Below are 21,377 nucleotides of genomic sequence, written 5' to 3' on the forward strand. Positions count from 1 at the left end.
AGAACGTAAGTGTTCATTATTAATTGTTCATTATTAATTGACATTACCAAGGCGAACCCACCAAGGTAAACCCAGACCAGAAATAAGGATGACTTAGCACTTCATCCTCCAAATGCTGAAGACTCTCTGGTAGGGGAATCGGCTGTTCTAAACTCGGAACAATCAACTGTCCATCTACAATCTTCACTAAGCCTTGAATCATCTCCCGTTGACCTTGTTGCAGGGCTTGCGCCTTAATTGGGAAATGTTTCAGGTAGGCATAAAATTCAGTCATTAAGCCCAAAGTTCCTTCATCACTGACATACCATAAACTGCCCAAAGCCGACTTAACTCCTGCTTTAACCGCTAACCCGGTAAATCCTAATTCGGCATCCGGATTCCCCAATGCGGTGCGACAAGCACTTAAAACCAACAATTCCACCAGGGGATTTTCTAAGTTCAGTTGATCGAGCTGATCGAGGGTAAGCTGACTATCCCACAGTTGAATATAAGAATTTTCTGGACTCCCTGGACGGAACTCCCCATGGGTTGCTAAGTGAATAATGCTATAGTTTTCTTGCTTACGACTATTCATCAAATTATCGAGGGTGAAGCCTTGATTCAAAAACTTATCTCCTGTCCAAGTCTCGACAATCGTGTTAATTTCGATCGGTACAGCCGGTAAAGGGGCAAGTTGAGTAAATTCAGATGCACCCATGGCTAAAACTTGGCTCCCTTGAACCCGATATTGACTGGTATTAATCAGGCTAAAACTGGGAATTATACTGAGGCTATATTGTTCGACTAAGAACGTTTGACGGTCATGTAAGGCAGCGACCGGGAGCGATCGCAATCCGGCCGTTAACACAAACCCTAAATTCTCAATTTGTTGCGCTTCTAATTCCTCTTCTAAGGGGCGCATAATCCAATCATACAGTTGCTGAGACGAACTTAAATAACTGGTCGTATATCGTCTGCGGGGATTGGTAATTTCCAGAGTTAATTCCCGCACCTGTGCCAACACTTCTTCCTCCGTTACCCCCGCAATAATTTTGCGAAAAGGTTTACCTTCAGCCGTCACCATCATCAATTCGAGATATCGCCCTTCTGACTCAGAGGTACGATCTATCTCAGCCTTGTTCTGAGCCGAAATCATACCTGGCGTATTAAATCCGACATAAACGATCGCCGTTCTAACGCCTGTCTCCTGTGCCATGCGCTCTAAGATCTGTTGACTCTCTCCCACCGCATGAGCTTGAACTCTCTGAAAATCCAAATCTAAGTAATCAGCATACTCATGGCTTAACTTCTGTTCTCGTTCCTGAATTAAAAGATTAAACTCGGCTGGAGACATTAAGTTTCCCAGATTAACAACCCTCGTTTCTTCGGTCTTTTCACCTGAGTCTCGATCCGGGTTTGCATAGTTGATGGAAGTAACAGGGCTATCGGGCTGATTTTGAAGATTAACAGATGAACCCTCTGCTGAATTGACATTTGGCTTAGACAACGCCGTAGTTAACCTGGATATATTCACATCGAGATTCAGAAATGTGCCAATCTCTGCATCTTGAGTTCCAGGGAAACTCGATAGTTCCAGTCCGCCCGTGAAATCGAGGAATTGACCAATTTTTGTTGGCGAATTCTCTAATGGGCTGGTCGTTTCAGTTCCTAATTCTATGGAATTTGAAGCATTAGATGGAGTTGGTGTTTCGGATTTTGGCGATAGGGGACTGGCAATAGATTCGAGATCTGATGCTGATGCATCATTGGCATTAGCATCGGACTCTGGCGAAGGTTGATTATTGTTAGAGGTTTCGGTTTCGGTTTCTGTGGGAGTTGGTGTAGGAGTTTCTATTTCTGTGGGAGTGGGAGTAGGAGTGGGAGTTTCTGTTTCTGTGTCTGTATCTGTTTCTGTGGGAGTTGGTGTAGGATTAGGAGTTTCTGTTTCTGTGGGAGTAGGAGTGGGTGTGGGTGTGGGAGTAGGAGTTGGTGTAGGTTGGGGCGTTGGACTAGGATTAGGAGTAGGGTTAACAATCGGGGTTGGGGTCGGTATCGGTGTCGGTTGGGGCGTTGGGTTAGGATTCGGATCGAGGGTAATTGTGCCAGGCGTACCATTTTGGGCACTAGCGTCTAGGGAGCCAGAGGCGATCGCCCCATTTCCTGATAGAATCCTCAGCGTAATATCACCTGCCTCTCCATTTCGGGTGCTAGAGTCAACATCTTGGGCGGTAATGTCCCCTTCCCCCGTTTCAAAGATAATATTTCCGGCCTCTCCATTATTAGCGCTTGTATCAGTCAGACCACTAACGGTAATATTTCCTTCCCCCGTTGCAAACGTAATATTTCCGGCCTCCCCATTGTCAGCACTCGAATCAGTCAGACCACTAACAGTAATATTCCCTTCCTCCGTTGCAAACGTAATATTTCCGGCCTCCCCATTGTCAGCACTCGAATCAGTCAGACCACTAACAGTAATATTCCCTTCCTCCGTTGCAAACGTAATATTTCCAGCCTCTCCATTATCAGCACTCGTATTGGTAGAGCCACCCGTTGTAATGTTCCCGCTCTCTGTAATAGTGAGCTGAATCTGGCCACCGTCGCCGCCTCCAGTATTGGCGCTTGCATTGAGTTCTCCTGTAGTGATATTACCTTGAACTGTGGTTAATTCAATCGAGCCTGCGTCACCCGTCGTGGTGGAGGTATCTAAATTCCCGGTGGTAATATTTCCGATAGTAGAAGTTAGGGAAATATTGCCGCCTTGTTGCTCGTCGCTGGTATCTAAGTTACCTAGACTCAGGGTGGCTCCAGAAATATTAAGGTCTCGACCCGGAGCGGTAATCGTGGCGGAGGAGTCCATGATAAATGAACCCTGATTATCTGAGTCCGCATCCGCCGTAAACGTAATGGAGTCCCCTTCCACAAACTCAAGAGAAACACCACTAGCAATAGTAATATCGTTAGTCGCTTGTAGTTCTATGTTGCCTTGTTGTTCTTCTAAGACTTGGGCGTTGATAGTAATGTCTTCATCGGGCAGTAAATCAAACTGAAGAACAGGTAATTCGTCTTCAATCTCATTCGGTTGGGAAGGCTCATTAGAAATAGTGATGTTTTTGGGATCGAGGAGCAGGGTTCCCGGTTCTCCATCTACCGCACTGACATCCACGTTTCCTTGAAAGACTAGGGTTTCTTGACCGGAAATTTCCACAAATCCGCCATTTCCCCAAATGGGCCCTCCGGTGGCTTCGACTGTGCCGTAAAATTGGGTGGTTTCATCTGACCAAATGATGATTTGGCCGCCATTTCCCTGCTGGGTGCTATTAGCCTGAATCAGGCTTTGGCTATCAATCAGGGTATGGGTGGCGTTCGGTAGCTCTCCTTGTCCTTGAAATCCTCCCCCGATGTGAATATTTCCCCCTTGGGAGGGACTCGATGCGTTGAGGTGAGCGTTAACGAGTCCGACTTGTTGACCGAAAAGGTTGAGGGTGCTGGGGGTGCTGTTGGGGTTGGTGGTGGAAACATCGAGGGTTCCGGAGACGATCGCCACTCCCGGTGTTTCGGGTACAATCATGCCTGAACCGGTTAAAACCACCTGTCCTTGCTCGTTGATATACAGTTGGGATGCATGATCGAGACCAGAGTCAGAGAGCAATGTGGCTAAATTGGGGGCGATCGCTTGCTCAGAAGCACCATTTAAGGGTAAATCTAAACTGAGCAGATGACCCGGTTGCGAAATTCTCACCCTCTGCGCTCCCGGAATAGCAGTAACCGTAAGATTGCCTCCCGGAGCGGTTAGAGTTCCCGTATTGATTACCTGTCCCCCCATCAGGGTTAAACTCTCACCTGCTGCAACTTCTAAGTTCCCTAAATTCACAATTGCCCCAGGATGGGAGGTCTGAAAATCAAAAGTCGTCGGTGTCCCCACCAGGCTGTTATAGTCATTTGACCCCAAGACTTGAAACCAGTTGGTACTTCCGTTCACTCCATCAAAGCCAATGGCCGTAGCAGTGCTGGCATTAAAGGCAGCAGGGACGTTGAGGCTGGCATTGGGCCCAAAGACAATACCTGCCGGGTTAAGCAGATAGAGGTTCGGATTTCCCCCACTGATTTGTAGGAGTCCATTGATAATGGACGGATCGCCGCCATTAATCCGACCCAGAATATTTTGCAGGTTGGGGTTGGCCAAAAAATTGGCAATTTGTCCGGCAGAGAGTCCAAACTGAGAAAAGCTGTGAAAGAGATTCGCCCCGTCTGAAGAAACCTGACCGCCGGTAATTTGGTATTGGTTACCGATCGCCCGTACTTGCGTCCCTGTGCCATCAGGAGCCGCCAGAATTGGAGCCGGTTGAGCTGAGGCTTTGAGGCTCCACACCAGACTGAGCCAAGGACACAGGCTAAGAGCTAGAAGAGTTGAACCTGAAGACAGGCGAGATAAAAATACGGCCATGGTAGTTTTCTATCGGGTAATCGGTAATCGGTAATCAGTAATTGGAGAGTCTCCCCATCCCCCCATTCCCATCAGATGTGATCTTCACCACTGTTCTTGTGGAAAGAAAAGTGTAAGAATTAATAAAACTTTACGAAAAGTAGGTAGAACACGATGATTCCGACCGTCATTGAACAATCTGGACGTGGTGAACGAGCCTTTGACATCTATTCCCGACTGTTGCGGGAAAGAATAGTATTTCTCGGACAGGCGATCGATGCAGATGTGGCTAACTTGGTCGTAGCCCAGCTCTTGTTTTTGGATGCCGAAGATCCAGAGAAAGATATCTATCTCTACATTAACTCACCGGGTGGATCGGTCACGGCAGGTATGGGAATTTTTGATACCATGAATCAAATCCGGCCCGATGTCTCTACCATTTGTGTAGGTTTGGCGGCCAGTATGGGCGCTTTTCTCCTCAGTGCAGGGGTGAAAGGCAAGCGCATGAGCTTACCCCATTCTCGGATTATGATTCACCAGCCCCTCGGAGGGGCCCAAGGTCAAGCAGCCGATATTGAAATCCAAGCCAAGGAAATTCTCTATCATAAGCAACGGTTGAATGAGTTGTTAGCCAGTCATACCGGCCAGCCTTTAGAACGCATTCAGGAAGACACGGAGCGTGATTTCTTTATGTCAGCCCAGGAGTCTGTCGAATACGGCTTAATCGATCAAGTGATCGATCGCCGTCCCTCCGCCAGTCAACCCATCAGCGTGGTTAATTAGATTAGGGAATAGGGAATGGGTAATGGGGAATGGGGAATGGGTAATGGGGAATGGGGAATAGGGAATAGGGAATAGGGAATAGGGAATAGGCAAAAGGCAAAAGGCAAAAGGCCATCCCCCCATCCCCCCATCTCCCCATCTCCCCATCTCCCCATCTCCCCATCTTCTCCTAAAAGAACTCGTCACCAGACGAACCCGTTTGTTGCAGATGATGGAGAAATTCCTTGATTTGACTACAGGTCAACATTAGGCGGGAACCTTGACTGTCTGGATATTGGCTTTTCAGATAGTCTTTCCCTTGTTCAGCACTCCAACCCACTTTTTTCAGTTCCACATCCGTCTGCGCGTAGGTTTGCAGGTATTCTAGAAACTCTTTCATTTCCTCATCGCCGAGAATCATGCGCTTATTTTTGCCATAGATGCGTTTGAGGTAGTCGCTCTCTCGTTTACTGTTCCATCCAATGTGCTTGAGTTCCATGTCGATTTTGAGACTGATATCCGAGAAATCAAACTCTTCTTCTCCCTCTTCTCCCTCTTCGGGTTCAGGTGCAGGTGGAGAGGGTAGAGGTTGATCGGCGTAATCTTCTGGATCATCCTCTAGGGGAGGTACGGGTGACCAGGGTTCGGGTTCAGGCGCTTTGATTTCCGGTTGAGCAGGAGCGGGTTTAGGTGGACTCGGTTGGGGAGGTGGAGTGGGTTGGACGGGGGTGAGTTCAACGGGAGCTTCAACTGGAGTGGGTTGGACGGCGATGGGTGCAGGACTGGCAGACCGGGAAGGGGGCTGTAACAGGGCGATCGCCCGTTCTCTGGCTCGATCTTCGGCTTTTTCCAAGTGGCGATCGGCCGATAAACCCGTTGCCAGGACTAAGTTACCGCATTCGATCTGTACTCGGACAACATACTGTTGCTCGTGAATCTGGAGTAGCTCAGAAATCAGGCTGGCTGTGGGATAGGCAGCTCTAAACTGAGTCCACAAAGATAAAGATGAAGTTGGATCAAACATGGGGTTCGGTTGCAATTTATTTTTAAAAGCCAATTAAAAGCTGTAGGGTGGGCAATGCCCACCCTATCACTCACTCTAACTGTTCTAATCCGTCTATTGAGCTTTAGCTATTCTTAGCAAAACTGGGAGTGTTATCCCCAAGAGAAGCAGGAATGATCGGACTGCGAGTCTTGTCTTGGATGAACTCGTATCCAATTTCCACCGCAGTGGGAATTGCCACACTAATTCCTTCTTGCTTGAACCGTTCCTGAATCATGATCAAGGTCTCTTCCCAAACCGTCCAGTAATCTTCCTTGGTTGCCCAGCAGCTTGCACTAATGGGAATATGATCTTCTTGATACCAATAGATATAAGTACCAATCCACTTGTCTTGCACAACTTTGGGATGGGATTTCATCACCTCTGTCAATAGCTCTTTGACACGGGGCAGATCCTCATTCACATTCAACCGGATATCATGCTTAACTTTCCGGAATTCATCATGGGTGAGGTTATGAATTTTGTCGTTCCAAACTGTAGTATTGGGAACAGCAACCAGTTCACCACTAAAGGCTTTGAAGGTCGTGTTAGCCAAGCTAATGGAATCAACTACAGCCCACATCCCAGCAACCTTCACTTCATCTCCCACATCAAAGGGTTTATAGAACATCAGCATCAAACCACTGGCCAAGTTACTGAGGTTGCTTTGCAGGGCGAAGGCCAGGATGAAACTTGCACCCCCAATAAGAGCCAGAAGAGGCCCAAGGCTCACTCCTAGGGCAGTTAATCCGATCAGAACTCCCATCACTATAGTTCCTCGGCGGAAGGTCTTGACGATAAAGCCCTCAAATAACTCAGAGGCAAATGAAGTCCTCGCGAACAATGCATCGAGCGCATTTCCACCAAACCAAGACACTACCCCAGAAACAGAGACAATACCCACAAAGATTCCTACGTTTATCGCCCAGCGCAGCCCCCCTTCTTCCGAACGGGCCCAACTCAGGAGTCGAACCATTAACCCTTGAGTATCTGTGACATCAATTTCGATACCACTAACGGCGGCGATATATTGGCGATAGGATTCTGTATCTCCACCGCGCAGATCAATGGCATCTAGAATCACCTTAAACCGTTCTGCTAGAGCAGTTTGCTCATTTTGCAGTTCCGTGACTCCGATCACCAACTCCTGCTTCACATCGGTTTCTGCTTCTGCGGCCCGTTCTAACCGAGATTCTACATCAACCAGTCTGTCGATCCTTTCATCTGTGTCCGCAAGTCCATCAGCAGGGGCACTTGCTTCAGTGTCTTCTGCTTCTCCAGTGTCTTCTGCTTCTATGGGAGCGCCAGTGACTGGATCGAACTCCTCTTCTTCCAGAGCTTCATCCTCAGCCCGGTCTCCACCTTCAGTTTCCTCTGCAAGTAAAGAGGCCGCTTCTTCTACTTCTGCCTTAGCTGCTTCAGCATCTTCGGTATCTAGGTCATTTTCTAGCAGAGGGTCGGGTTCTTCTCCTTCTGCCTCTGGATCGCCTTCTATACCCGCTTCAAGAGTTGCTCTGACCTCTTCATCCTCCTCAATCTCCCTCTCCGCTTGTGTTGCGGCCTCTACAGCCTCCTGAGCCTCTCTTAAGGCGGCTTCCGCTTGTTCCGTTTTCTCAATCACGGCGGTAGAGCCAGCCCCTTCTTCGATTTCCGCTTGTTTGGCTTCCTCTAGGGTTTTCTCCGCTTCTTGCAGTTTTCTCACCGCTTCTTCTGTTTCTTGAACCTTGCGGTTCTTGCGCCTAATGGCAATTTCTTGATTGGAGATTTGCCGAACTTTGTCTTGCAGCAAGCCCTGCCAAGCTTGAGCTTCCACTTCTAACTCAGCTAGGGTTAGGGGTTTAACTAAAAGCTTGAGTTCATCAACGGGAATCTCTGGATTTTTGGTGGTTCTAGCTTCAGGTGCAGAAGCTGTTTCTGTGGCTGCTTCTTGGGCAACTGCGGCAGAGCGCATGGGTCTGGGTACAACATCTCCCCAACTAGCGAGGGTGCAAACCATGGCAGCTAACACGAGCTGTCGTAGGCGGCGCTTGGGTTTAGACATGATTATATTCTCCTTCTCCTGGGTCTTGAACTATATGAAGACTCATAAGGCTGTAGAGATAGTTTAGACCACAAGTTTTGATTTGTCAGGATGGACAGGATTAAGTTTTCTCGTTTTCTCCTAAATACCTAGACCCCCACTCTAATTTTTGTTAGCTAACCGGAATTTTAAGTGGGGGGAGAATAAAAACTTTTGGGGACAGAATATTAACATTTGATTACATTTCGTAACCAAACACATTGGGGTCAACTTCGCCGAGAGTAAGATTGCCTAATCCATACTCTTGCCAGCGTTGGTCTACTTTGGCGGCTACCTCTGGATCGGATTCCAAAACGGCTCCCCATTCATGGGTTGTTTCGGGGTATATTTTGGTGGTGGCATCAACCCCCATTCTGCCCCCTAAACCGATTTTTTCGCTGGCAAAATCCAGGGTATCAAAGGGGGTTTCGGGAAGAATAAAAACATCTCGTGAGGGGTCAACTTTGGAGGAAATTGCCCAAACGACTTGCCGAGGATCGCGAATATTAATGTCTTTATCGACGACAATGACGAATTTGGTGTAGGTGAATTGGGGTAGGGCGCTCCAAAAGGCGAGGGCTGCGCGTTTGGCTTGGCCGGGATAGGCTTTATCGATGGAAATAATGGCGGCTTTGTAACTTAAGGCTTCCATGGGGAGGAAGAAATCGACGATTTCGGAGACTTGTTGGCGCAAGATAGGGGTGTAGATGCGGTTAAGGGCGATCGCCATCATTGCTTCTTCCTTGGGCGGCCGGCCGCTGAAGGTGGTTAAGTATACGGGGTTTTTGCGATGGGTCATGCATTGGAAGCGGATCAGAGGGGAGTCTTCTACACCGCCGTAATAGCCCATATGGTCGCCAAAGGGGCCATCGGGGAGGACTTCGCCGGGGGTGATGGTTCCTTCGAGGACAAATTCGGAGTCTGCGGGAACTTCGAGGTCTACGGTTTTACATTTAGCTAGGGCGACTCCAGAACCTCCGTAGAGTCCGGCAAATAACCATTCGGAAAGGTCTACGGGGATGGGGGTGGCGGCAGCCATGATGATGAGGGGATCAACGCCGAGGGCGATCGCCACTTCCAGCTTTTTCCCCTGTTCAGCCGCTTTTCGCAGATGACGCGCTCCTCCCCGCACCGATAACCAATGCACAGTCATGGTTTTCGCTGATTGAAGCTGTAACCGATACACCCCAACATTGGGAATTCCCGTTTCACAATCCCTAGTAATCACCAATCCCAAGGTGATGATTTTTCCCGCATCTCCGGCATAGGGACGAATCAGGGGCAAGGTATTTAGATCTAAGTCCTCTTCTGGGATCACCACCTGTTGACAATTGGGAAAAAAGTCGCGCCCCGGTTTAGCTTTCACCACATCAAACAAAACCTTACCAAAATCAATGGCTTGCGAAATCTTTTTCGGTGGTTTGGGTTGTTGTAACATCCCCAACTTTTTCCCTAGAGCTTCTAGTTCTAAGGGATTATCCATATTCATCGCCCAACAGATGCGCTCTACGGTTCCCATTAAATTAATGGCAATGGGAAAGGGCGATCCTTGCACATTTTCAAACAGTAACCCAGGGCCTCCCGCTTGCAGCATTCGGTTAGAAATTTCAGCAATTTCTAAATCGGGATCGACAGATGCTTTAATCCGTCGCAGTTGTCCCCGTTCTTCGAGTAGATTGATAAATCCGCGTAAGTCTCTAGCCATGGGTTGAGTCAAATCGTTACTTCTTTATTATGTAGGGAAATGGGTTCATAGCGACCTGAAAACGATCGCACTTCTGTCCTAAAGTGGATTCATGCCTATCATAGAGGCAGACTCGAAAGCCTAAAACCATCCGTTATTTGAACCATAAAAGGATTGTATTGAAACATGAAGCTTCTACCTTGTGGTGCGGCGATCGCCTCTGCTGCTGTTATCCTGGTCTTAACAGGAATTTGCGATCGGGCCGTACAAGCTCGCTTTGAAGAACAACAATATCGCCAAGTTCTCGATCAACTCAGCACCATTCGCGCCACCCTAGAAGGAGCGATCAATCAACGCCTCTCTGTCGCCGAAGGATTAGCTGCTTATGCCTCCACTTACCCCAATTTAACCCAAGCCGACTTTACCGAGATTGCCAGAGTCCTGGTCTCTCAAAAAGAGGGAATTAGTGCCGTAGCCTTCAGTCAAGGCACAATTGTCAGTTATTACTATCCCCTAAAAGGCAATGAATCGGTGATTGGAACCGATTTGATGACCATTCCAGAACAACGAGCCATGGTGCAAAAGGCGATCGAAAGTCGCCAAACCTTGGTAGCCGGCCCGGTTAACTTAGTCCAAGGAGGCGTTGCCTTTATCAGTCGCACCCCCGTCTTCCTCACTCCCACCGATGGGGAACCCAATAGTGGTGAATTTTTGGGTCTCACCTTTGTCGTCATTACCAAAGAACGCCTATTAAAAGACGCTGGACTCTTAGAACCTTCTTCCTTGGACTATGCCTTACGCGGAAAAGATGGTCTCGGTGCAGCCGGAGAAGTCTTTTTCGGCAACCCAGACCTATGGGAGCAGGAACCCGTAACCTTAAACGTCACCTTACCCAACGGCTCCTGGCAACTAGCAGCCATTCCCAAGCAAGGATGGCGACAACCCTTCCCCTTCCGCCATTGGTTTCACGTAGCCAGTTTCGCAGTGGCGGCATTAACCGGGAGTTTCGCCTTTGTCCTCGTCTGTGAACCCGCTCGTCTGCGGGAGGAAATTAACGAACGCATCAAAATCGAAAAGGCCTTACGCCAATCCGAACAGAACTTACAAACTGCCAAGGAAGCAGCCGATAAGGCCAACCAAGCCAAAAGCGAATTTCTGGCCAACATGAGCCATGAACTGCGTACTCCCCTCAATGGCATCCTGGGTTATGCACAAATTTTGCAACGCATGGACGACCTCAAACCCAGACATTATCAGGGAATTACCGTGATTCAACAAGCTGGTTCTCACCTTTTAACTCTGATTAATGATATCCTCGACCTGGCTAAAATTGAAGCTTGCAAAATGGAATTGCTCCCTACACAAATCCATTTACCGTCCTTGATCGGTGGTGTGGTTGAAGTCATTCGCATCAAAGCGGAACAAAAAGGACTGGCATTAACATGCATCACTGACTCTAATATACCGGATAGTGTCTATGTGGATGATAAACGGTTACGTCAAGTCTTACTGAATCTTTTAGGCAATGCCACTAAGTTTACTGACCAAGGAGAAGTGAGGTTTTTAGTAACCCACTGTTCCTTAACGGATCAAGCCGAAGGTTCTATAACACGAGTTCGGTTTGACATTTGCGATACCGGAATTGGCATGAGTCCAGAACAACTCGATAAAATTTTTCTGCCCTTTGAACAAGTCGGAGTCAATTCACGCAAACATCAAGGAACTGGGTTAGGATTAGCCATTACCCGGAAAATTGTAGAGATGATGGGCGGCCAAATTGAAGTCACCAGTCAGCTTGGGGTGGGCAGTCAATTTAGTTTTGCGATCGATTTGCCTATCGTCCAAAATTTGTCCCTTTCAGCCCCAGAAACCCTAAGTGGAAAAATCATCGGTTATCGAGAACCCCAGAAAAAGATATTAGTGGTTGATGATAAAGTCGTCAATCGAAAGATTATTGTTGAGGTTTTATCACCCCTGGGATTCCAGTTAGCAGAAGCGGAAAATGGCAAGGGGGGGCTTGTACAATATCATCAGTTTCAACCGGATCTGATCGTTACCGATTTAGTTATGCCAGAGATAGATGGGTTTGAGTTGACGCGACAAATTCGGAACTTTCCCGATCCAGATGTGGTCATTCTTGCTTCTTCTGCTAGTGTTTTAGCACAGGATCAAGATCGGAGTTTGATGGCTGGGTGTAATGATTTTTTAGCTAAACCTGTAGATGTAGATATTTTATTGGATAAAGTCAGAAAATATCTACATTTGACTTGGATTTTTCAAGAAGTAGCCCCTATAGAAGACACTAAAAATAAAGAGTTAATCTATCCTAAGAACTCAGAATTAAAACAGTTAATCGATTCAGCTCGGATCGGCGATTTTGAAACCATTGAAGCAGAAGTAAATCTGCTCAGAAAACTCAATAGCAATTATCAAGGATTTTGCGATCGCGTCCTGGCTCTAGCTGAAGAGTTTGACGATCGGGGTATTTTAAATTTAATCGAAGAACATTAAAATCAATGACAATGACTGATTGGGCAAGGAGCCGGATGAGGGTGAAAGTCTCAACTCCGGTTTTGAATAGGAGGGGTAGATGGTAACATCTATCTCGACCCCTAATCGGCGCTTGAGAATTTCTGATGACCTCAACTCCTTTTTCATCTTCAACGTCAAACCCTACCCTAGAGACGGTTACCCTCAAGCCCAGCTACCGGATACCCCTGGTGTTGGTGCTGTTGTCGATTCCTCTGGGAGCCGTTCAAATTGGACTGAGTGCGGCGATCGCCCTCTTTGGGTTATTCTTAACTCTACAAACAGCTACGATCCGGCTCACGTTTAGCGAAACTGCGCTAGATGTCTACCGTTCAGGCAAACTGATTCGCCAATTTCCCTACCAAGAGTGGGAAAATTGGGAAATTTTCTGGGACAAACTGCCCATCTTGTTCTATTTCAAAGAAATCAAGAGTATCCATTTTCTGCCCATTATCTTTGACTCTTCAACCCTCAAGCGCACTCTGGAAGAACGCTGTCCCCGCTCTCGTTAATCCTGCTGCCTTTACTGATGAATAACCGATGAATACTGATCCATTGAATCCTTGGGACTCTAATCCCGAAACCCCTGAAACTCCCGTTCCTGAATCTGAACCCTCTGAAGTGACGGTTGAGGGTTCTCAAGTCCCTGTTTCTGAGGAAACGGGGGAAAGTGGCGATCGCCCTGATGATAACCCAGAAGATGCAACCGGAGACACTCCTAACCCTGAAACCGGGGATACCTTACTCCCCCTTCAGCTCGATACCAAAACCCCCGATCATCCCGAACCCCGTGAAGAAATCGCTGCCACAGAGGGAGGACGAGATCGGGATGAAGGAGTGGAGGATCGAGACTCGGAACCCCCCAGGGATGAAGAGGTGGATGAATGGCAAGCGCGGATTGATGAGCTGCGCTTTACAGAGCAAGCGCTGCAAAATCAGGTGGAGCAACTGCGACAGGAAGCGGCAACCTTGCAAGAGCAACTCGACAGCCAGCAAGCAGCGATGGGACAATTGGTAAAAGCGGGTTTAAGCGAGTTAGAGCATCGCAAACAGAAGCTAGAAGTAACCATCGAAAAGCTGGAAAGACGAGCAGAGCGCATCCGGGCGGAAATGCGGACAAGCTTTGCTGGAGTTTCCCAGGATCTCGCCATCCGGGTTCAGGGATTTAAGGATTATTTGGTGGGTAGCTTGCAGGATTTGGCGAGTGCGGCGGAAAATATAGAGTTAGCGCCAGAGGATCGCGAGCCAATCACCCCAGTAGATGTGCCCATGATGCGTTCCCGTCGAGAACCGGAACGCCCCCCAGAACTGGAAAATCCCCAATTTGCTAAATCCAAGTTTACCGATCAAGTGCGGAAAATTCGCCATCTGTTGGATCAGTATCGCACCCGTCCCGATTATTATGGCCCCGCTTGGCAATTGCGACGCACGTTTGAACCCATCCACGCAGAACGGGTATCCCAGTGGTTTTTTACCCAAGGGGGACGGGGTGCAGTGCGTACCATGGGGTCTCGTCTACAAAATATTTTGGTATCCTCGGCGGTGATTTCGGTGACCTATAGTTTGTATGGCGATCGCATTAGGCCATTGATTTTAGTCAATACTCCGGAGCGCTTAGGCGAATGGCGACGGGGTTTACAGGATTGTTTGGGCATTTCGCGCATGGATTTTAGCTCGGAGAGAGGGATTACCATGTTTGAAGCGCCGGAACCCTTAGCGGCAAAAGCAGAGCGCATTACCCAACAGAAGCAAATCCCTTTGATTATTATTGATGAGTCTGAGGATAAGGTGAGCGTGTCCATGTTGCAATTTCCCCTGTGGTTGGCGTTTGCACCCAATCCAGATGCACCGCCGATGATTGATAATTGGTAAGTTGCCCTCTCCCTAAATCCCTCTCCCACTCCGAGAGGGACTTTCCCCCTTCTCACGTGGGGAGAAGGGGTTAGGGGATGAGGGCTTGCCAGAGCTGAGAATTTAGAGGAATTGAGAGGTAAAAGTATGGAAGGGGCGATCGCCGTTAGTCTGTTGATTGGGGCTTATTTGTTGGGTTCAATTCCCACCGGATATTGGTTAACCCAAGCTCTTAAAGGGATTGATATCCGCGAGTCCGGTTCGGGTTCTACCGGAGCAACCAATGTGTTGCGAACAGTGGGAAAAGGGGCGGCTTTGACGGTGCTTTTCGTGGATATCCTCAAAGGAGTAGCCGCGATTTTTCTGGTGCGCTTTGCCTATCAATGGCATTGGCTCACTTCGACTCCGCTCAGTGAGCAGAGTGATTCCATGGTGGTGTTAGCCGGATTTTTAGCCCTGTTCGGTCATAGTTTATCCATTTGGCTCATCTGGAATCAACCCGAAGGAAAATCCTTGAGTAAAGGGGGAAAATCAGCCGCCACCAGTTTAGGGGTATTGTTAGCCCTTTATTGGCCTGTCGGTTTGCTCACCTTTGCCGTATTTGGCAGCGTCATCGCCATCACGCGAATTGTATCATTAGGGTCGATGAGTGCGGCGATCGCCGTTTCCGCACTCATGGCAGCCTTCCATCAACCCCTAGCCTACGAAATCTTCGGCATTATGGGCGGCTTATACGTCATTTGGCGACACCGCAGCAATATTGAACGTCTCCTAGCCGGAACCGAACCCAAAATCGGCCAAACCTCTTCCCAATCCTCCGAACCCTCCACCTAACCCCATTCCCCATTCCCCATTCCCCCATTCCCCCATTAACCCATGGATATAACCTTTATCATCGACCCCATTCACCGCCTTGACCCCTGCCATGATACCAGCGTCGCCATGATGGAAGCGGCGCAAAAACTAGGTCACCAAGTTTGGATTACCGAAGCCCAAGAATTAGAAGTCAGATCCGGTCAAGCGTGGGCAAAATTATCCCCCGTTCACTTAACTCCAGTCGAGTTAAAAGCCGACCATTGGGTGGCGGCTAATCCCTGGTTTGAAGTGGGAAAACCGGAGTTTCGCCCCCTAGAAGCAATGGGCGCGGTATTGATGCGTACCGATCCCCCCGTGACCATTTCCTATTTGTATGCCACCTATATTTTGGATTATGTTGACCCGCAAAAAACATTAGTTCTCAATAATCCGAAAGGGTTACGAAATGCCAATGAAAAAATGTACGCCCTCCAGTTTCCCCAATTTATCCCGGAAACTAGGGTAACAGCCGATAAAACCATGATTCGGGAGTTTGTCGAAACTCAAGGAAAAGCGATCATGAAACCCTTGGGAGGCAAAGCGGGGGAAGGGATTCTGATTTTAGAGAGCGGCGATCGCAATTTTAATTCCCTCATCGAACTCAGTACCCAAAACGGGAAATTACCGGTAATGGTGCAGCAGTTTTTACCCGCAGCCAAGGAGGGAGATAAACGGATTATTGTCCTGAATGGGGAAGCCATTGGCGCAGTAAACCGGGTGTCTAGAACCGAAGAATTCCGCAATAATATGGCCGTTGGTGGCGAAGTGGAAAAGACAGAAATTACCGACCGAGAACAGGAAATTTGTGCCCACTTAGCGCCGATTTTACGCAACAATGGTCTCTATTTTGTCGGCTTAGATGTGATTGGCGGCTATCTGACCGAAATTAATGTCACCAGTCCCACCGGTATTCGGGAAATCGATCGCTTAAATAACGTCCGTTTAGGAGAAGAAGTCATCGCTTGGTTGAGCGATTATAGGGATTCTAATTAAGAATGATATCAAGTCCGGGTAATCAATCAAAATATATAGTTGATTCAATTAACAGTGAGACATTTTTGTAGGGGCGAGCGGCCGCTCGCCCCTACAGATACGGGTATTCTAGACAGGTTGTGTGTGTATCCTCGTGTCTCAACCTTAATCCAATTGATTATAGTAGCAAGGTGGGCAGAGTATTCTAGTATAATTTGAACCATTTTTCCTAGGCTCCTGCCCACCCTACTGCCGTGACAACCCTAAAATGGTGGGTTACGGCGGATTGATAGATTGCTGTCAGAGTCTAGGTTTTAGCCGCCTAACCCACCCTACGCTAATGCACATTTTTAGCTGTGTCACGGCACTACGATAATACCGATCGCCAGAAGCGCTTAAGATCGCAATCGTCCTGACCTTAATATACTGACTACAAGCCATAAGCCAATTAAGCTGGCGGCTCCGAATAAGACGGCACTGAGTAAGGAAAGTTGGGGACTTTGGGCATTGTTGGAAATAATGGCAGCTCCCATAATGAGGGAACCGACGAGAATACTAAAGGAGAGACGGTTAGCGGAGTCGTCAATACTGCGCCGCAGACGTTCTAGATCTTTAACATAGATGTTCCAATTGAGGGTTTCTGAGGTTAAACGGTCTAGAAATAATTCGATGAGACGAGGAGACTGTAAGGAGAGACTTTTGACATCGAGGGCAGTTCTGAGCAGGGTTTGAATGGGTTTGTCTCCAAGCAGTTGACGCTGGAAAATATCGGTGATTAGGGGTTTAATTTGGTCAAGTAAATTGACTTGGGGATTAAAGCCTCTGGCGACTCCTTCTAAGTTGGCTAAAGATTTGGCATAGAGTCCCATGTTACCGGGTAGGCGAATCTTGTTGTTGCGGGCAATTTCGAGAATTTCGTAGAAGACTTCGCTAAAGTTAATTTCGCTCAAATTAACGTTATAGTATTTGCGAAGCATCCGCGTATAGTCGGCTTCTAACCGACTGAGATTAACGGGTTGATTGGATTCGGCTAAATCGAGGGTGAGTTGGGCACAGCGCTGGGCATCAATATCAACGATCGCCAACAACATTTCGGTTAAAATTTGTTGAGTACGGGGATCGACTCGTCCAATCATGCCACAGTCTAACAGGGCAACTCGACCATCGTTGAGCAAGAAGATATTGCCCGGATGGGGGTCGGCATGGAAGAAGCCGTTAATATAAATTTGTTGAAAGAAGGCCCGGAATAGGATGCTGGTTACTTGGTCTCGTTTTTGCTCAACGGATAGGGTGGGGGTGACAAACTGAGTCAGGTCGGCTCTCAGTAGGGGCTTACCTTCTAACCATTCTAAAACCAGCAATTTTTCACTGGTATAGTCCCAGTAGACTTGGGGAATAACGAGTTGTTTGGGGTCAAACCAGCGACTGGTGGATAAATTTTCTTGCATTTGCGTGGTGAAATGCCCTTCTTTGGTGAAGTCCAATTCATCGCGCAAGGCTTTGGTAAATTCGTCTGCGAGGGCGACTAAATCGTAGTCTTGACCAAAGTCTCCGAGGGAAGCAAGTTCGGCTAATCCTTTAATGAGAGCCATGTCTTGCTCGACGATGCGACTAATACCGGGACGTTGAACTTTTAAGGCCACTTCTTGTCCCGTGTTGAGGATAGCACGATGGACTTGGCCCAGGGAACCGGCGGCGATCGCCTCTGGGTCAATTCTGGGAAAGGCTTCTTCTAAGGGAACGGGTAAATTTTGCCGCAGTTGTGCCTCTACTTGTGACCAAGGAACCGGGGGCACATTGGCTTGCAAAGCAGAAAGAGCAGTAATATAACGACCCGGTAGTAAGTCCGGTCGGGTACTGAGTAGTTGTCCTAACTTTACAAATACGGGCCCTAAATCAATCAAAATATTCCGTAAGACGGTGGGAGAAGGTAACTTCGGTTCGCCGGGTTGATCCCCTTTGAGTAAACCTCCGATGTAATCCCAACCGTTGCGGAAGACAACTTCTAAGATTTCCCGTTGGCGTGAGCTGGTCTTTGTGAGTGCAAACATGATGGGATTAATTGGGATACTATTCCAGTTTTAAAGCAAATCCTGGGATTTATGTCAATTCATTGAGATTTATCGACTGACTCAAAAAGTGATCTGGCTCTAGGCGGATGAGCTGGCCGTTCGGTGCGTCCGTCAGCACATAGAGCATCCTATCCGGGCCTTGTCGCACATCTTGAGAGACCAAACCCCCAGGCCAACAGGTTACCTTGCCACTGGGGAAAGAGCGTCCCTGAATACACCGTCAAACCAGAGGGAGCAATGGAGGGAGTCCAGATCACTTTAGCTCCAGCATTTTTCATTACATTCCTGTCATAAAAGCGATTTTCTGGTAGTGCTTTGTCACTTTGAAAATTCTATAATAGTTGAATATTCCACCTGTAAAAAAGAGGAAACTCCCTACAATATATTCCCAAGCCATATAGGTGAATAATTCAACTTTGATTGGTGGATCTACAATTTTCCAGAGGTAGACCATAGCTGAAAAAAACTCACATAAATCCATCACCTTCACAGGGTTCTGGCTTCTCAAATGATTCATGGATTCAAGCAAATCATGAAGGGTAACAATCAAATAGAGGAAAGATCCAAAAAGATAAATCCATACTCCCGTGTTGGCTAGTCTTTCATAGACTGGCAAAAAGAAAACACTGCCCACAATAAAAGCTAATCCACCTACAAGGTAAAGAATGGCATTGATTGATTCCCAAGCAAAATGGAGGTGTCCGGCAGGGTAGTCTTTTATCAAATTATGTTGTCGGGCACGATTCGTAATTAAATGTGGCATGAGTTAGGTTGAGTTACATTGACTTTAAATACTATTCTTTAAGGGGATTGTATTCAAAGGATTAGCGATCGCCAACCCTTCAACCCTTAACCAGCCTTAGCGGTTAACCGGCTCTAGGCGGATGAGCTGGCCGTTCGGTGCGTCCGTCAGCACATAGAGCATCCCATCCGGGCCTTGTCGCACATCCCGTACTCGCTGACCGATCGCGATCGACGTTTCGTTTAACACATTTCCAGACTCGTCCAGCTCGATGCGGCGCACATCTTGAGACACCAAACCCCCAGCAAACAGGTTACCTTGCCACTGGGGAAAGATCGTCCCCGAATAAACCGCCAGCCCAGAGGGAGCAATGGAGGGAGTCCAGATCACTTTAGGGTCTACCATCCCCGGTAGGGAGGTTTCTGGAGAAATCAGCCCGCCGGAATATTCCCGACTGTGGGTGGCCACGGGCCAGCCATAGTTTTCACCGGCTTCAACCCAATTCACCTCATCTCCTCCCCTCGCGCCATGCTCCGTGGCCCAAACCCGGTTGGAGACAGCATCATAGGCCAGTCCTTGAATATTACGATGGCCATAGCTCCAAACTTCTGGGGCTGCCTCGGCATTGTTGACAAAAGGGTTATCCGATGGAATCGAGCCATCATCATTGATGCGGATAACCTTGCCCAAATGACTGCCGAGGTTCTGGGCTTGTTGGCGGATAAATTCCCCATCAAGTTCCACCGGCGGATTCCCCCCATCACCAATGGAGGCTAACAGCGTGCCGTCAGGCAACCAGAGCAGACGGGAGCCAAAATGCTGTCCTCTAGATTTGGTTTGGGACACTTCAAAAATGACCTGCCAATTGCTGAGGGAACTGCCATCAAAGGTGGCTCGTGCGATGCGGGTGCGGTTACTTGAAGAGGTTCCGTGGGCATAGGAGAAGTAAACCAGACGGTTGTCTGCAAAGTCCGGATGTAAGGCGATATCGAGCAGTCCGCCTTGGCTCTGGGCAAACACTTCTCCTACTCCGGGAATGGGTGTAGGATCGAGTACACCCTCTCGGACAATACGCAATCTTCCCGATCGCTCCGTAATCAGTATGGAACCATCGGGCAGCCAGGCTAGACCCCAGGGATGTTCTAGATTCTCCACCACCCTGACCCCCTGAACTTCTGGATTACCGGCAGATGCGGTTTCTGTTGCAGACTCGGCAGGAGCTACTTCCTCCATGGGGATTGCCGTTGGAGGTTCCGATTGAACTTGCGTCGTACACCCGGTTACCCCTAAGCAGGCGATCGCCGATACAAAGGCAACCAGAGTACGAGGATTGATGGTTGTCGGCAGTTTGGGATTGCGATCTATCATGAATTGGCTCACTTGTGGTAAACAAACATTGAAAGGATTTGAGATTAGACCCTATCGGGTTAAGGTGGGTAGGGTTTGCCTGTAGAAGTTGAATGATGTCGCTTATCCTCCTGCCCACCCTACTAGCTACAATGATTTACAATCATAACTTTAGCCCTCTCTCTCACGGGTGTAGGCTGGTGAAGCGCTTTGGGCGATCGCGGACATGAATGCGCCCTCTGTGGGGGAATGGGGGAGTTGGCTGGTTTTACCGTCTTGCCCCTGTTAGCAGCAGTGATGGCCAGAATGAGCGGTTGGAGTTAAGAGACAGCAATCATGCAAATTTCAAGTTTATCTCAAGTTCAAAAGCGCCTGTTTGCTTGGGGAATGTCGAAGGCTAATTCAACGGATAATAGCGCGATCGCTCTGATCGATAATCCCAGTTATTCGACCCTGGCAGAACTGAAACAAGCCTTGTTGGGGTCGCTGCAAGGAAAGGTGTTAGAAATCGGCCCAGGTGCGGGCGCGAACCTTGCTTATTATCCTAAAGAGATTGAGTGGATAGGGGTTGAACCGAATCCCTTTATGCACCCGTATCTCGAACAGGAAGCGGGCGATCGGGGGATTAAAAATATTGAACTGTGCCAAGGGACGGCGGAAGAATTGCCGTTCAAAGACCATACTATTGATAGTGTTGTTAGCACTCATGTGTTATGTTCGGTTCAGAATCTCGATCGCAGTTTACAAGAAATTCACCGCATTCTTAAACCCGGTGGAAGTTTCATCTTTTTAGAGCATGTTGCCGCCGACTGCTGTACTTGGACGCGCCGCATTCAAGATGGGATTGCACCGGTTTGGAAAGTGATGTTTGATAATTGTCATCCTAACCGCAGCACTTGGACTGCTTTGGAAAATGCTGGATTCGAGTCAGTCAATTATCAGCACTTTCGCCTGTCATTGCCTATTGTGAGTCCTCATATTTCTGGAGTAGCAAAGAAAGCGAAATAGGGGGTAAGGAGTGCGAGCATCTTGCTCGCTGCCTTTCTCTAGGGAGCGAGAT

15 protein-coding genes and 1 pseudogene are annotated in these 21,377 nt (G+C 48.2%); 7 read left to right on the forward strand and 9 right to left on the reverse strand.

Going from position 1 to position 21,377, the window contains the following annotated elements; translation table 11 throughout:
• Positions 1 to 43 precede the first annotated feature (43 nt).
• Complete coding sequence (locus PMG25_RS21655; protein WP_283768982.1) at positions 44 to 4,423, reverse strand: CHAT domain-containing protein; 4,380 nt, start codon at positions 4,421 to 4,423, stop codon at positions 44 to 46.
• A 153-nt stretch (positions 4,424 to 4,576) separates the two neighbouring features.
• On the opposite strand from PMG25_RS21655, the gene clpP reads away from it, so the two are divergent.
• Positions 4,577 to 5,185 carry an ATP-dependent Clp endopeptidase proteolytic subunit ClpP gene (gene clpP, locus PMG25_RS21660; RefSeq protein WP_283768983.1) on the forward strand — a complete coding sequence of 203 codons (609 nt, stop codon included), beginning with the start codon at positions 4,577 to 4,579 and terminating at the stop codon, positions 5,183 to 5,185.
• Here clpP and PMG25_RS21665 read toward each other — a convergent pair.
• The 4 genes from PMG25_RS21665 to PMG25_RS21680 form a co-directional block, all read right to left on the reverse strand.
• Positions 5,182 to 5,340 (reverse strand): hypothetical protein, encoded by a 159-nt coding sequence (locus PMG25_RS21665; RefSeq protein ID WP_283768984.1) that lies wholly within the window; start codon positions 5,338 to 5,340, stop codon positions 5,182 to 5,184. The genes clpP and PMG25_RS21665 overlap by 4 nt on opposite strands.
• Before the next feature lie 14 nt (positions 5,341 to 5,354).
• Positions 5,355 to 6,188 (reverse strand): hypothetical protein, encoded by an 834-nt coding sequence (locus PMG25_RS21670; RefSeq protein WP_283768985.1) that lies wholly within the window; start codon positions 6,186 to 6,188, stop codon positions 5,355 to 5,357.
• Positions 6,189 to 6,291: 103 nt separating this feature from the next.
• Positions 6,292 to 8,247 (reverse strand): mechanosensitive ion channel domain-containing protein, encoded by a 1,956-nt coding sequence (locus PMG25_RS21675; protein WP_283768986.1) that lies wholly within the window; start codon positions 8,245 to 8,247, stop codon positions 6,292 to 6,294.
• A 217-nt stretch (positions 8,248 to 8,464) separates the two neighbouring features.
• Positions 8,465 to 9,970, reverse strand: coding sequence for a UbiD family decarboxylase (locus PMG25_RS21680; protein WP_283768987.1), 1,506 nt, complete (start codon positions 9,968 to 9,970; stop codon positions 8,465 to 8,467).
• Between the two features lie 165 nt (positions 9,971 to 10,135).
• Here PMG25_RS21680 and PMG25_RS21685 point away from each other — a divergent pair, with 165 nt between their 5' ends.
• The 5 genes from PMG25_RS21685 to gshB all read left to right on the forward strand — a co-directional run bounded on the left by PMG25_RS21685 (position 10,136) and on the right by gshB (position 16,177).
• Complete coding sequence (locus PMG25_RS21685) at positions 10,136 to 12,460, forward strand: ATP-binding protein (protein WP_283768988.1); 2,325 nt, start codon at positions 10,136 to 10,138, stop codon at positions 12,458 to 12,460.
• Between the two features lie 125 nt (positions 12,461 to 12,585).
• Positions 12,586 to 12,990 carry a DUF3119 family protein gene (locus tag PMG25_RS21690; RefSeq protein ID WP_283768989.1) on the forward strand — a complete coding sequence of 135 codons (405 nt, stop codon included), beginning with the start codon at positions 12,586 to 12,588 and terminating at the stop codon, positions 12,988 to 12,990.
• 28 nt (positions 12,991 to 13,018) lie between these two features.
• Positions 13,019 to 14,350 (forward strand): DUF3086 domain-containing protein, encoded by a 1,332-nt coding sequence (locus PMG25_RS21695; protein ID WP_283768990.1) that lies wholly within the window; start codon positions 13,019 to 13,021, stop codon positions 14,348 to 14,350.
• A gap of 126 nt (positions 14,351 to 14,476) precedes the next feature.
• Positions 14,477 to 15,163: a glycerol-3-phosphate 1-O-acyltransferase PlsY gene (gene plsY / locus PMG25_RS21700; protein ID WP_283768991.1), complete on the forward strand. Its 687-nt coding sequence runs from the start codon at positions 14,477 to 14,479 to the stop codon at positions 15,161 to 15,163.
• A 42-nt stretch (positions 15,164 to 15,205) separates the two neighbouring features.
• On the forward strand, positions 15,206 to 16,177 hold the full coding sequence (gene gshB, locus PMG25_RS21705; RefSeq protein ID WP_283768992.1) for a glutathione synthase: 972 nt from the start codon (positions 15,206 to 15,208) through the stop codon (positions 16,175 to 16,177).
• 374 nt (positions 16,178 to 16,551) lie between these two features.
• Here the strand turns inward: gshB and PMG25_RS21710 are convergent, their stop codons facing one another.
• From PMG25_RS21710 to PMG25_RS21720, 4 genes and pseudogenes are all read right to left on the reverse strand, one after another.
• Complete coding sequence (locus tag PMG25_RS21710; protein WP_283768993.1) at positions 16,552 to 18,207, reverse strand: ABC1 kinase family protein; 1,656 nt, start codon at positions 18,205 to 18,207, stop codon at positions 16,552 to 16,554.
• Positions 18,208 to 18,256: 49 nt separating this feature from the next.
• Positions 18,257 to 18,488 (reverse strand): annotated as a pseudogene (locus PMG25_RS24570) (PQQ-dependent sugar dehydrogenase); the annotation flags it as partial.
• Between the two features lie 17 nt (positions 18,489 to 18,505).
• Complete coding sequence (locus tag PMG25_RS21715) at positions 18,506 to 18,991, reverse strand: YrhK family protein (RefSeq protein WP_283768994.1); 486 nt, start codon at positions 18,989 to 18,991, stop codon at positions 18,506 to 18,508.
• Positions 18,992 to 19,087: 96 nt separating this feature from the next.
• The gene (locus PMG25_RS21720; protein WP_347178909.1) at positions 19,088 to 20,203 is read right to left on the reverse strand and encodes a PQQ-dependent sugar dehydrogenase; all 1,116 of its coding nucleotides are present in this window, start codon (positions 20,201 to 20,203) and stop codon (positions 19,088 to 19,090) included.
• A gap of 450 nt (positions 20,204 to 20,653) precedes the next feature.
• Between PMG25_RS21720 and PMG25_RS21725 the strand changes: the two genes are divergently transcribed.
• Positions 20,654 to 21,325, forward strand: coding sequence for a class I SAM-dependent methyltransferase (locus tag PMG25_RS21725; protein WP_283768996.1), 672 nt, complete (start codon positions 20,654 to 20,656; stop codon positions 21,323 to 21,325).
• The last annotated feature ends 52 nt before the right edge of the window (positions 21,326 to 21,377 follow it).

This window comes from Roseofilum capinflatum BLCC-M114 (genome assembly GCF_030068505.1).
Lineage (GTDB): Bacteria > Cyanobacteriota > Cyanobacteriia > Cyanobacteriales > Desertifilaceae > Roseofilum > Roseofilum capinflatum.

Bases quoted from the DNA above. Each gene is read 5' to 3' on its own strand.
- PMG25_RS21715 (WP_283768994.1), bottom strand. From the start codon at position 18,991: ATGCCACATTTAATTACGAATCGTGCCCGACAACATAATTTGATAAAA.
- PMG25_RS21675 (WP_283768986.1), bottom strand. From the start codon at position 8,247: ATGTCTAAACCCAAGCGCCGCCTACGACAGCTCGTGTTAGCTGCCATG.
- PMG25_RS21690 (WP_283768989.1), top strand. From the start codon at position 12,586: ATGACCTCAACTCCTTTTTCATCTTCAACGTCAAACCCTACCCTAGAG.
- PMG25_RS21725 (WP_283768996.1), top strand. From the start codon at position 20,654: ATGCAAATTTCAAGTTTATCTCAAGTTCAAAAGCGCCTGTTTGCTTGG.
- PMG25_RS21685 (WP_283768988.1), top strand. From the start codon at position 10,136: ATGAAGCTTCTACCTTGTGGTGCGGCGATCGCCTCTGCTGCTGTTATC.
- PMG25_RS21670 (WP_283768985.1), bottom strand. From the start codon at position 6,188: ATGTTTGATCCAACTTCATCTTTATCTTTGTGGACTCAGTTTAGAGCT.
- PMG25_RS21655 (WP_283768982.1), bottom strand. From the start codon at position 4,423: ATGGCCGTATTTTTATCTCGCCTGTCTTCAGGTTCAACTCTTCTAGCT.
- gshB (WP_283768992.1), top strand. From the start codon at position 15,206: ATGGATATAACCTTTATCATCGACCCCATTCACCGCCTTGACCCCTGC.
- PMG25_RS21695 (WP_283768990.1), top strand. From the start codon at position 13,019: ATGAATACTGATCCATTGAATCCTTGGGACTCTAATCCCGAAACCCCT.
- plsY (WP_283768991.1), top strand. From the start codon at position 14,477: ATGGAAGGGGCGATCGCCGTTAGTCTGTTGATTGGGGCTTATTTGTTG.
- clpP (WP_283768983.1), top strand. From the start codon at position 4,577: ATGATTCCGACCGTCATTGAACAATCTGGACGTGGTGAACGAGCCTTT.
- PMG25_RS21720 (WP_347178909.1), bottom strand. From the start codon at position 20,203: ATGGAGGAAGTAGCTCCTGCCGAGTCTGCAACAGAAACCGCATCTGCC.
- PMG25_RS21665 (WP_283768984.1), bottom strand. From the start codon at position 5,340: ATGGGGAGATGGGGAGATGGGGAGATGGGGGGATGGGGGGATGGCCTT.
- PMG25_RS21710 (WP_283768993.1), bottom strand. From the start codon at position 18,207: ATGTTTGCACTCACAAAGACCAGCTCACGCCAACGGGAAATCTTAGAA.
- PMG25_RS21680 (WP_283768987.1), bottom strand. From the start codon at position 9,970: ATGGCTAGAGACTTACGCGGATTTATCAATCTACTCGAAGAACGGGGA.